General features: G+C 69.2%; 4 protein-coding genes. 2 read left to right on the top strand and 2 right to left on the bottom strand.

All coding sequences use genetic code 11. The features are described 5' to 3' along the window. Positions 1–26 precede the first annotated feature (26 nt). A complete protein-coding gene (locus tag ACIPSJ_RS15505; protein ID WP_355720471.1) occupies positions 27–434 on the top strand; it encodes a VOC family protein in 408 nt (135 codons plus the stop codon). A gap of 72 nt (positions 435–506) precedes the next feature. Here the strand turns inward: ACIPSJ_RS15505 and ACIPSJ_RS15500 are convergent, their stop codons facing one another. Then, a complete protein-coding gene (locus ACIPSJ_RS15500; RefSeq protein WP_359215970.1) occupies positions 507–758 on the bottom strand; it encodes a hypothetical protein in 252 nt (83 codons plus the stop codon). Between the two features lie 69 nt (positions 759–827). Beyond that, entirely contained in the window at positions 828–7334 is a 6507-nt protein-coding gene (locus tag ACIPSJ_RS15495) for an RHS repeat-associated core domain-containing protein (RefSeq protein WP_401346063.1), read from the bottom strand. Positions 7335–7663: 329 nt separating this feature from the next. On the opposite strand from ACIPSJ_RS15495, the gene ACIPSJ_RS15490 reads away from it, so the two are divergent. Beyond that, entirely contained in the window at positions 7664–12631 is a 4968-nt protein-coding gene (locus ACIPSJ_RS15490; RefSeq protein WP_401346060.1) for a LamG-like jellyroll fold domain-containing protein, read from the top strand. Positions 12632–12634: the final 3 nt, after the last annotated feature.

Below are 12634 nucleotides of genomic sequence, written 5' to 3'. Positions count from 1 at the left end.
ACGTCACACCCGAGGGAGAGGCCCCCATGTACCAGCAGATGATCTTCGTGAACCTGGCCACCGACGACGTCGCCGCGTCGCGGAAGTTCTTCACGGAGCTGGGCTACACGATCAACCCGCAGTTCAGCAACGACGACTGCTCCTGTGTCGTGATCAGCGACACGATCATCGCGATGCTGCTCGGCAAGCAGCGCTACGCCGACTTCACCAAGAAGGAGATCGCCGACTCCCGCAAGACCAGCGAGGTGCTGATCTGCCTGAGCGCGGAGAGCCGCGAGAAGGTCGACGAGCTGGTGGAGAAGGCGGTCGCGGCCGGCGGCACCGCCAACGACGACGTCCAGGACCACGGTTTCATGTACGGCCGCTCCTTCGACGACCTCGACGGCCACTCCTGGGAGGTCATGTGGATGGACCCGGCGGCGGTCCAGGGCTGAGCCCGCAGAGCGGAATCCCGTGCCTGGCATGGACCGGGCGGACGAGCCCGGCCCATGCGGCCGACTACGCCTTCACGACAGGTCGGTGGGAGCCGGATTCCACTTGTACTGCACATCGTCCTCGTTCTTGAGCAGCACTCCGGCCCGCGCCATCCGGTCGAGAATTTCCAACAGCATGTCTCCCAGGGGATATCCGTCGATCCAGAACATCCGCTTCACCGAGGAGAACTTCTGGTCACGCGGAAAGACACCCATGAAGACACCGAGCCGGAACGCCGCGACGTCATCGTCGAGCCAGTCGGCCAGCACATCCTTGAGCTCCATGCCGTCTTCCAGTCTCCAGACCAAGTCCTCACCACCAATGAGTCTGAGCGGGCGGTCTGCCCGGCACCGCTACTCTTCCATGCCTTCGACTTCGCTCAGGAATGCCTGGACATCCTCCATCGACTCGGCGTTGACGGCCATCCAGTCGCCCTGGGTGGACTGGATCCGCGCGTTGTACTCGTCGGGTGACACGCCGTTCTCGTCGGGCCCGAGCATGACGTGGAACTTGTTGTCGCTCTCCGGCCGCGCGGACAGCCCTCGCGAGGAGAGCGCACTGCCCTTGATGGCCCAGAGCGGGTCCTTGGACTGACCGCCCGGGAGCCAGTTCGGCCGTCTCGAGTAGTGCATCTTCGCCAGATTGTCCTGGGTGGTCGAGAGACCCGGGGGCGTGTCTCCGCCGTCCTCGACGACGATGTTCCCGTCCTCGTCCAGATTGTCCTCATAGTCGGCCGGCCGGCCTCCCAGGGTGCGTCCGGAGTTGCCCAGCATCGGTTTTCCGTCCGCCCCGGCACGCATCGTGCGGAAGTAGAGGGCGCCGGCCGCCGTCACCTTCCACCAGTGGCACTCGCCGAAGAACATGCACATGGTGCCGCGTTCGTTCGCCTTGGCCTGTTTGTCGAGTGCCGCGTGCAGCCCGCTCACCTCGTCGGCGAACGACTTGGAGCACAGGCCCGGTTTCCCCTTGCACACGTCGTCCCAGGTGCCGACCTCGGTGCCGTACGAGAGCAGCTTGTCGGGCATCTTGTACGTCGCCGCACGGGGGTCGAACATCTTGTCGTAGTGCGTCTTCAGTTCCTTCGCGAACGCCGCGGCCAGCTGCTTGATGTTCGGGGTGTTCGCGCTGAAGCCGAAGTGGGGCGAGATGAAGACGGGATGCGGGTGGTAGTTCGAGCAGTTGTGCGCGTTGCACAGGCTGCCGAAACCCTGCTCGTCGGCGAGGCTCTGCGAGATCGGCGTGCCGCCCGGATCGACCGGCTTGTTCATCGTGGGATCGGCCCACCAGTTGTCCTGGCCGGTCGGGTCGGACAGGGTCACGGGGTCGTTGCCCGCGTAGTCGTAGCCGGGCAGCTCGTTCGTGTCCATGGACTCGAACACCGGGTCGTCCGAGAGGAACCGGCCGGTGTACGGGTCGTACTCCCGGGCCCCGAGGTTGACCAGCGAGGTCGCCGGGTCGGGGGTGCCGCCCACGAAGCCCGTGCCGTTCGGGAACGTGCTCGCGGAGCCGCTGCGGGTCTGGCCGAAGGGCAGGTACTGGCGGCGGGTGACGGACTGGGTCTGGTAGTCGACGGCGAGGGTGTCGGTCCCCTGCCGGTTCGGGATGAGGTACTGGATGTCGCCCGAGCTGGTGCGCTCCGCGATGGTGTGGCCGGCGACCGAGTAGTAGCGGGTGCCCGAGAGGGTGTGGGTCGTCGTGTCCTCGACGATCTGGGCGTTCGCGATGAACAGCGTGGCCTTGCCGGGGTCGGTGCGCAGGACGAGGCCGCCGGCCGCGTCGTACAGATAGCTGGTGGTGCCGCTGCTGGTGGCGTCGGTGGCGAGCTTGCCCTGGTCGTTGAAGGTGAGGTCCTGCTTCCCGGCCGCACCACCGCTGATGCTCTGGGTGTCGCCCGCCGTGTCGTACGTGTACGAGGCGGTGTTCGCGGCGGCGCCGGGGCCGGTGGCGGTGGTGCTGGTGAGAGTGTGCGGCTGGTCGGTCGACGAACCGGCGGGCGGGTAGTTGTAGGTGGTCGTGGTGTCGTCGGCGGTGGTGCCCGTGGTGGCGTGGTCGGTCTGCGTCTTGCGCAGGCCGTCGGCGGTGTAGGTCCAGCTCTGCCAGTACGGGTTCGGGCCGCCGACGGTGCTGCTCGCCCCCGCGGCGGGAACGGCGGCGCAGTTGTCGGTGGCGGTCCAGGCGCTGCTCAGCCGGTCGGCGTAGTCGTAGGTGTAGCACTGGGTGTCGGTGACGGCTCCGCCGTCCTGTGCGTCGCTGACGGCCGTGAGCAGGCCCGCGCCCTTGGAGATCCGCGCATCGCCCCAGGTGTAGCGCGTGTGGTCCACCACGGTGCCGCTCGTGGAGTCCGTGGTCTGGGCGTCCGTCAGCGCGCCCGTCTGCTCGTCGTAGCCGAGCGACAGCGCGACCCAGTCGGTGGAGGGGCCGAAGGTGTACTGGAGCAGCTGGCCGGACTCGGAGTAGCCGACGGCGCTGACGTAGGTCCAGGCGTTCGTGCCGCTGCTGCTGAGGCTGGTGGGCTCCCCCAACGTGTCGTAGCCGGTGGTGAGTGTCTCGGCCGGCAGACCGCCCTCGGCCGGGTCGGCCTCGGTGGCCAGTGAGCCGGTCGGCTTGTAGGTGTAGCCGGTGGTGTAGCCGGCGGCGGGGGCCAGCGCCGCCTCGTCGGCCGGCAGGTTCGCCAGAGTGGTCTTCTCCGCGGCGACCTTGCCCAGCGAGTTGTACGCCAGGGCCACCGTGGTGACCGAGGGGCTGCCGGTGCCCATCTGGTAGGAGGTGCTGGCGGTGGGCATGCCCTTCTTGAGGGTGTCGTACGTCCACGCGCCGATCTGGTTCGCGGCCGACTGCGCGACGCCGCCGCTGGTGTCGTACGCGCCGGTCTTGCGTCCGTCCCCGTCGTAGCTGTACGAGACCTGCTTGCCGCGCGAGTCGGTGGTGTTGAGCACCATCCCGGCGTCGTCGAAGGCCGTGGTGCCCGTGCCGCTGTCGGGGTCGGAGGCGGACGTCTCCCGGCCGAGCAGGTCGTACTTCCAGGACCAGGTGTTGCCGGCGGCGTCGGTCTCCGAGGCCCGGTTCCCGTCGGGGTAGTAGGTGTACTTCGTGTCCGAGTAGTCCGAGGCGGTGTCGTTCACCGGATCGGCGGCCGCACCGGCGTGGTACTCGTACAGGTCCGTGACACGGCCGCGGGCGTCGGTCAGCAGGCTCTGGGCCGTGGCACCGGACGGCGGGACCGTGGTGGTGAAGTTGCCGGCGTAGACGGTGGTCGTGTGCCAGGTCTCGGAGCCGAGCTTGTAGGCGGTGGCGACCGTCTTACGGCCCGCTCCGTCGTAGGTGTAGCCGGTCTCCGAGGGGATCTGGCCGTCCTGCGCCTGGACCAGGGTGTTGTCCGGGGCGCCGCTCGCGTTGTACGGGCTGGCCGTCTTGGCCACCTGGCCGATGGTGTTGTAGACGGTGTCGCTGACCTCCCGGCTGCCGTCGGGGGTGGGGGTCTGGGTCTCCCGCACCCGCAGCAGCGCGTCGTAGAGCATGGTCGCGCTGCGGTAGGTGCCGTCGTCGTTCAGCGACTGGGTGTTGATCGTCGACGGAGCGGTGTTGCTCAGCGTGTAGACGTACTTGGTGACCGGCGAGGTGATGCCGGGATTGAAGACCTGGGTGAGGCGGCCCAGCGCGTCGTAGGTGCCGGAGGCCTTGTAGCCGGCCGGGTCGGTCACCGACAGCGGGAGGTTGCGCACCTGGTCGTAGGTCTTGACGGTGGCGTAGCCCAGCGGGTCGGTCTCGGTGACGGAGGTCGGTTCGGCACCGGTCGTCGGGGCGTACGTGGTGCGGACCGTGCGTTTGTCGGCGTCGGTCGAGGTGACGGGGCGCCCGTACTGGTCGACGGTGCTGCTGGCCGTCGTCGTGTAGACGGGGGTCGAACCGGTGTAGGAGGTGGCCTTCTGCGTCGAGGTCGGGTCGCCGACGCCCGGGGCCGCGCCCAGGGTGGTGGAGAGGTCGTAGAAGGTCAGGGTGTCGGAGACCGCGTCCTTCGGCAGCGTCGGCGTGGTGTCGCAGTCGACGGACACCGTGCGGACCTCGGCGGTGGTGTCCAGGATCCACTTCGCGGTGTTGTCCGCGTAACTGTTCGTCGTGCACAGGTCGTCGGCCGTGGTGGAGACGTCGCCGTGGTCGTCGGTCCGGGTGACGCGGCCGTACCCGTCATGGGTGAAGGCGGTCTCGGTGACCTGGGTGCCGCCGCCGGCCAGCGGGGTGTAGACCTTGCTGTCCGCGGTGCCGGTGAGGAACGCCTGCTGGTCGGGCAGCCCGGAGACGGCGTGGGTGGCGGTGGCGGCCGACGTCCACGGGGTGGTGACGGCGTCGCTGACGACCTTGCCGCTGCCGCTGCCGTTGTACGTGATCGACTCGTAGGTCTGGCCGGCGAACTGGTTGGAGTCCTTGACCGGGGCATCGCCGCGGGAGTCCGTGATGCTCACCGAGCGGGTGGCGCCGCCGGGCAGGGTGTCGCCGTCCATGCCGCGGAAGAACGTGGTGTCGGTCTGCGTGACGGGATCGGGGGCGGTGCCCGTGGTGACCGTCATGCCCTGGTAGCCGCGCCACTGGTTCCAGGTGCGCTGCGAGGACTTCGTCAGCGGGTTGGTGTCGTAGTGCCAGGCACCGCCGCCGATGGGGGTGTAGTGGGTGGCGATGGTGTCGTTGACGCCGCCGCCGGTGGGGTCCTGCTGGGTGACGCCGGTGACGATGAACTTGTTGAACCAGTCCATGATCGGACTGGTCTGGCCGGTGGGCGTCCAGTACTCCGGGTAGCACCGCCTGGTGTTGGTGCTCGGGTCGGACGGGGTGCCGGATGTGCAGTCGGGCGCGGAGTAGTTGACGTTGATGATCGCACCGGTCTCGGTGGTGATCGTGTTGAGCCGGTGGCGGGTGATGGGCGGGTAGCCGTTGGTGACGTTCACCCGGTTCGACAGCGGCGTGCCGGTGAAGGTGACGGGCTTCATCGCGATCGGCGCGGTGGAGCTGCCGCCGGTGGTGTCCTGGCCGGTGTGCACCAGGGTGGACAGCCACAGTGCCGGAGAGGTCGAATCACCGGTCGCCGGGAAGGAGTAGGTGAGGTCCCACTTGTCGACGTTGGTCTCGGTGGTGCCGGACAGCGCCTGCGTCTGCACCGTGCTCAGCTCGTACTCGGACCAGAAGGTCGGCGAGTTCACGTTGCAGGTGGCGCCGCTGGCGCAGTTCAGGTCGTACGGGACGTCCGGCCAGTCCGCGGCCGTCGACGAGGACAGCGTGGAGGTCGCGCAGCCGGTCGCGGACGTCTTGCAGCGGCCGTTGTAGGTGAAGTTGACCTGGGCGGCGGGGCTGGTCGTGTAGACGGAGTTGTCGCGCTGGCCGTACTGGATGCGGGTGAGGCGGGAGTCCCTGCTGTACGGGGTGTTCGCGGTGGTGCCGAGGTCGCGCGCGTAGTAGGCCGTGTCGACCGTGTAGAAGGAGGACATCACGTCGCCGTGGGTGTCCTTCACGTAGTCCAGGTTCCAGCGGTAGGCCTGCTGGCACCAGGAGCTGGAGAACGTGGCGTTGTAGCAGGGCTGACCCGACGCGGTGGCGTAGACGGGCTCGGTCAGGACGGAGTTCGTCTTCGTGTCTCCCGTGGCCCAGCCGGGCAGCTCGTCGAGGCCGAAGGTGTACTGGGTGCCGTCGTCGGTGGTGACCCGGAAGTACTCACCGTTCTGCGCACCGTTGCTCGCGCCGGTGAGGTACTCGACCTTCTCGTCGGAGTCGCCGGCCGGGTGGTACGTGCCCTTCTTGTCGTCCTTGATGAGCGTGGACGTCTGGCCGTTGAGCGAGAGCGTCAGCTGGTTGTCGTCCGACCAGCAGTAGTCCCGGGTCTTGGTGCTGCCCGCCGGGTTCTCGTTGCAGGACTTGTACGAACGCTCGACGAAACTGGCCGGGAGGCCGAAGCCGTCACCGACCACGGACGCCTGGTTGTTGGTGGAGGAGATGAGACCGTCGACAGCCTGCGAGTTGTAGCTCAATCCGAGCTTCGGTGCCATGCCGCCGGGCACCCCGGGGACCGACATCGGGTACGACCACTCGAAGCCGTCGGAGCTGCCGCCGGCCTGCCACGAGCCGGACGGGCTCAGCGAGGTGGCCGAGAAGTCGCCGCCTCCGCCGCCGCTGTCCGAGGTCGCCGCCACCACCGCGCCCTGGGTCCGCAGCGCGGCCGCTTCGGCGTCGGGGGCGATGGGTTGCCGGGAGCCGGTGGTCCGCGCGCCCGGCAGGGTCACGTCGGCGTGCAGGGTGTGGCCGCGCGTGTCGTTGTGGGAGACCAGCGGGGTCTGGGTGCGGCAGGAGCGGACCTCTGGGGTGGTCAGTGCACAGGCGGGCAGCCGCACCAGGTGCAGTCGGGAGGCGAAGTCACCGCCGAACGCTCCCGCGTACGCCGAGTAGTCCAGGTTCACCGCGACCTTGCCGCCCGCCGGGCCGGTCACGGCACCGCCGGCGGGGGCGGTGCCCCTGAGGTTCAGCAGCACGCCGTGCACGCCCGCGGCCGTGGCGAACCGGTGGGAGAGCAGTCGTACTTGGACCCGGTCCGGGGAGCCGCTGTGACCGGCTCGCCCGATCCGTACCGGCAGTGAGCCCGCGTCGGCGGTCCTGCCGCCCGTCCGCGGAACGGCGAGGGTGGCGGTGCCGGCGGGCCAGCCGACCTTCGGGGTCCGGTAGGTCGGCATGTGCCGGGGGGCGCGGTAGTGCGAGCGCACCAAGTGCACGGCAGCGGGCTTCGTGTGCGGCGGGGTCGGGGCGTGCCGGGGGGTGGCTGCCGCGGCCAGCGGGCCGGTGCCCGGCAGGGAGAGGGCCAGTACGGCGGCCACGAGTGCCACGACCCGGCCGCGTCCCAACCGCCCGCCGTTTCCTGGTCTCTTGGCCCGTATCGCCCACGCTCTGGTGCCTGCCACGGTCCCGCCCCCCGCACGTCGTCTGTGCCGCCGCTGTGTGTTCGAAACGAGCGGGAACGTATCCCGGTGGCCCCCACCGGCGTGATCACCAGAACCTGTTCATGGGTGTTTCTTTGAGAAACCTATGAGATCGAATATGGGCGGTATTGCAGTCGAGTTCGCCCAATTCATGTCTCATCTCCTCTGGTCGGAAGGGGGTGGCACTTCCTACTTTCGACTGCTGTCCCTCGGGATCAGCAACCAAAGGATTCTTCATGCCCCTTCACCGCATGCGCGGCGGTCGCCACCGGCCGTCCCGCGCACGACGGGCCGCACTGACCGGACTCGTGGCGCTGGCCGTGGCGGTCGGCGTCATGCCGGCACAGGCAGTCGCCGCCAGTCGGAGCGCGCACGGCGCTCCCCCGGGCAAGCCCGGAGCCGTGCGGGCCAGCCATCCGGTGAAGGACCCTCACCTCCCCACGCTGCCGGACGGGTTCGGTCCCACCCCGGCGCAGCGCCGGGCCATGGAGCAGGCGGCCGCCGGCGCGCGGCGTACCGGGGACAAGGTCACGGTCGATGCGCTGACGACTCCCGTCCAGCGGGTGCGGGCGCTGCCCACGGGCGGCTTCGAACTGGACGGCAACCCGAAGCCGGTGCGCACCAGGCAGCACGGCCGCTGGGTGCCGATCGACCTGCGGCTGCACACCTCCGCCGACGGACGCCTGGCACCGGCCGCGACCGCGTACGGCAGTGTCTCGTTCTCCACGGGCGGCAACTCGCCGCTGGTCACCACCCGTTACGGGGACGCGACGGTGTCCGTCGCCTGGCCCGGGCGGCTGCCCGCCCCGGTCGTGAAGGGCACGACGGCCACGTACCGCTCGGTCCTTCCCGGCGTGGACCTGGCGGTGGCGGCGACCGGGGCCGGAGGGTTCACCGACACCCTGGTGGTCAGGAACAGGTCGGCGGCCGCCGATCCCGCGCTGAAGTCCCTGAAGCTGGGCACCGCGGTCGGGGGAGGCCGGCTGCGCGGTGCCCCGGACGGCGGGCTGAGCCTGCTGGACACCCACGGCCGTGATGTGATGGACGCCCCGGCCGCGCAGATGTGGGACTCCGACACCACCCTGCGGCCCATGGGAAGCAGCGCTCGCAGGACCGCGGGCGCCAAGGTCGCGGCGGACGCCTCGGACGCAGCCCACCCGGGGCTGGCCGCCCGCCAGGCGCCGGTCGCCCTGCGCGCATCCGCCAAGGCGATCACCTTGAGACCGGACGCGCGGCTGCTGACCGGCAGCAAGACCGTCTTCCCGGTGTACGTGGACCCGACCTTCAACTGGCACCCGTACGACCCGGCCGCCCCGCACTTCGACGAGATCAAGCAGGGCTGCCCCAACACCTCGTTCTACGACAAGACCGACGCGCTGTCCGACTCCGGCCGGCTGGGCGTGGGTTACAACGGCTGGTCGGAGGGCGACTGCGCCGCCGGCAGCGAGCACGCGCTGTACCAGTGGAAGCTGTCCTCCACCCTGTACGGGGCGCACATCAACACCGCGACCGTGAACGCCACCGAGGTCTACTCCGCCTCCTGTTCCAGCAGCTACACCGTCGACCTGCACTGGTCCGGTGGCTTCGGCAAGGGGACCGACTGGTCGAACCGGCCCGGCTTCAACAGCTACTCCACGTCGGCCTCGTACGCCCGCGCCTGGAACCCCACCTTCTGCCCGTCCAACGGCGACGTCACCCACGGGCTGAACGTGCTCACGCCGATCAAGTCCGACGCGGCCGGGCACTCCTCGACCTTCGCCGTCACGCTGAAGGAGGACTCCGCCGAGAGCTCCCACAGCGCGTCGGGCTTCTCGCGCTTCACCGACAACCCCAGCCTGGAGATCTTCTACAACACCATCCCGAACGTGCCGTCCGTCGGCACCATGTCCGCGGTGTCCGGCGCGCACTCGGCGGGCTGCGACACCAAGTCCCCGTACCCGTACATGGGCAAGACCGTCGCCTCCACCCCGCCGGTGCTCAAGGCCAAGGTCAGCGACGGTGACGGCGACAAGCTGCGGGCCACCTTCCAGTACTGGGTCGACGGCTCCACCACCAAGGCCACCGGGCTCAGCGGCGACAACCTCGCCAGTGGCAGCTACGCCGCCTTCTCACTGCCCTCCAGTTTCACCAGCGCCCTGACGAACGGAAAGATCGTCGACTGGCAGGCGAAGGTCACCGACGGTGAGGACACCTCCGCCTACTCCTCGATCTGCCACTTCGTCGCCCAGCCCACCGCCCCCGACGAGCCGACCGTCACCTCGGAGAACAGCCTCTACCCCGACACCGACAACGGGGGTGCGGCCGGTGCGGTGGCGGGCACCGCGGGCACCTTCGACGTGGCCACGAGCGGCGGCGCCAGCGCGACGAAGTTCGTCTACTCGCTCGACGTCGGCCTCGACCCCACGGTCACTCCGCCGGCCTCCCAGACCGTCCCGGCCAGCAGCAACGCGGGGAAGGTGACCGTCACCCCGTACGCGCCCGGCCCGCACACCCTGTACGTCTACGCCATCGACGCGGCCGGAGACTTCTCCGCCACCCACCCGTACCGCTTCCTGGCCAGGGGCCACACCGCCAGCACCTGCACAAGCCTGACCGCCTGCTACAACAACACCGGCATCAGCGCCGACGCCACACCGTCGCAGGCCGACATGGACGGCACCGGCGGCAGCTACTCCGCCACCGACCTGAACAACGTCGGCTGGACCTCGGGCGGCAAGGTCACCATCGACGGCGCCACGTTCACACTGCCCGCCTTCGGATCCGGGCAGAAGGACAACGTACTGGCCGCCAACCAGACCGTCGCCTACAACGGTTCCGGCAACGCGCTGGAGTTCCTGGCCTCGTCCTCGTACTCCAACGCCACCGACCCCGGTGCCATCGACGGCCAGGCGACGGCGCCTTACGTGCCCGCCGGGAGTTCCGTGACCGGCAGTTACTGCTTCACCGGGACCACGCCCGACGGGCCGTGCGCCGCCACCGGCACCATCAACTACACCGACGGCACCTCCGCCTCATATGCCCTGACCGTGCCCGGCTGGACCGTCGCCGACGACTCGATCGCCGCGGTGGTCCTGCCGCACCGCAACAACCCCAGCGGCCAGACCGCGAGCAAGCGGCGGCTGTACGCGTTCTCCGTCCCCCTCGACCCGGCCAGGACCATCGCGTCGGTCACCCTGCCCGACATCGGCAACCACATCGGCAACCAGACACCCTCGCTGCACATCTTCTCCCTCGCGACACGCAACACCACTGTTCGTACAGCGGAGTCCAACGGCACCAGCGTGGCCGCACCGAGCGGCCAGACCTGGACCGGAGCCTGGGCCGGCCCCACTGACGGGGAGGACGGCGCCATGGGGCCGTTCGGCAACCAGACGTTCCGGATCGCGCTGCGTCCGTCCGTCTCGGGCAACACCGTGCGGATCAAGCTCGACAACGCGCTGGGGTCCTCGAAGCTGTCGATCGGACACGCCACCGTCGCCACGTCGTCGGACACCTCGCCCGACCCCTACGAGCCCTCGTCGGTGCCCGTCTCCACCCCGACCTCGCTGACCTTCTCCGGCAGCCAGAGCGTCACCGTGCCGGCCGGCGGCATGATCTACAGCGATCCGCTGCCCTTCACCGTGACCCGGAACAGATTCCTGCTCGTTTCGTACTACCTGACGAACTCGGTCACCGCGATCGTCGGGCACTCCCTGGACGACACGGGGCTGGAGTACCTCGCCGACCCCGGTACCGGTGACAACACGACCAACACGACGGGCACCCCGTTCACCAGCTCCAAGTGGGAAGGCACTCCGGTCACGGACCTGCTCACCGGTGTCGACGTCACGACCGCCGGCGCCCCCACTCGTGCCATCGTCGGGGACGGTGAGGTCGACACACCGCGCGCCAACTCCTACCCGAGCGGCACGCTGATCGACGACGTGCTGCAGCGCGCCGACGCCTCCACCGGTCAGTCCTTCGGCGAGATCACCGAAGGCATCGCCTCGAACCAGATCATGAGCGACTACGCGGACGGCACTCCGCCGGCCACCGGCCCCTCGCTCCTGTCCCGTATCGACCGTGACGTGCTCGATCAGCCCGGCATGAACAGCGTCCTCGTCTACGAAGGACTCGAAGACGTGCTGGAAGGCGGCCGCACGGACGTCGACCTGGAGACCAACGGCTACACGGCCCTCGTACAGCAGCTGACCGCCTGGGGCATAGGCACGACCGTGAGCACACTCACCCCTTGCGACGGCTACCCGGGCGGCGGCACATCGACGTCGTCCCCGGTCAACGACCCCTGCACCACGACCGTCGACGGCTACCGCTCGTCGGTGAACGACTGGCTGCGCAGCTCCAACCTCGGTGGCTGGTGGGACACCCCACCCGTCTTCGTCACCGACATCGACTCGGCCCTGGCCACGATCGACACCACGAACGGCGAGGAGAAGCTGGCGCCCGGCGCGGACAGCTGGGATCACATCAACCCGAAACCGGCGGGCATCGGTGCCGTCGTCGGCGCCTACGACTCACCGCACAACACCTGGAACCTGGACGACGGCGACGGCTACACCTTCGCCAACGACACCGCGCCCACCGACACCGCCTACGCGATGCCCGATCCCACCGTCGGCAACAATCCGCTCAGCCTGAGCGGCGGCACCACCTGGACCAACGACACAACCCGCGGCGAGGTACTGAGCCTTGACGGGACCAGCGGCTACGCCGCCTCCGGCACCAGCGCGCTGAACACGACCGGCAGCTACTCCGTCTCCGCATGGGTCGACATGTCCTCGCTGCCCAGCCACAACGCCACCATCGCCGCCCAGGACGGCAGCCAGACCAGTCCCTTCATGCTCCAGTACAACGACAGCTACAACGGCACTCCCGGCTGGTCGTTCAGCCTCAGCAAGAGCGACACCGCCGACACCGGCTTCTGGAACGCCTACGCCGCCGGCGCCACCGCGGGCACCTGGACGCAACTCCTCGGCACCTACGACGCCACCACTCAGACGGCCAAGCTGTACGTCAACGGTGTCCTCGCCGCCACGGTCACCGGAGCCACCTCCTGGAGTTCCCCCGGTGCTTTCACGGTCGGCCGAAGCAAGTACGACGGCGCCGCCACCGACTTCGTACCCGGCGCCGTCAGCCACGTCCAGGCCTGGAACTACGCCCTCACCCCGGAGGAGGCCGACGCGCTGAACCGCCAGCTGCTGTGACGC

The organism is Streptomyces sp. NPDC090088 (genome assembly GCF_044747345.1).
GTDB lineage: Bacteria > Actinomycetota > Actinomycetes > Streptomycetales > Streptomycetaceae > Streptomyces.
Note: the sequence above shows the minus strand (reverse complement) of the source record. Positions and strands in the feature narration are given on the sequence as shown.

Bases quoted from the DNA above. Each gene is read 5' to 3' on its own strand.
- ACIPSJ_RS15505 (WP_355720471.1), top strand. From the start codon at position 27: ATGTACCAGCAGATGATCTTCGTGAACCTGGCCACCGACGACGTCGCC.
- ACIPSJ_RS15490 (WP_401346060.1), top strand. From the start codon at position 7,664: ATGCCCCTTCACCGCATGCGCGGCGGTCGCCACCGGCCGTCCCGCGCA.
- ACIPSJ_RS15500 (WP_359215970.1), bottom strand. From the start codon at position 758: ATGGAGCTCAAGGATGTGCTGGCCGACTGGCTCGACGATGACGTCGCG.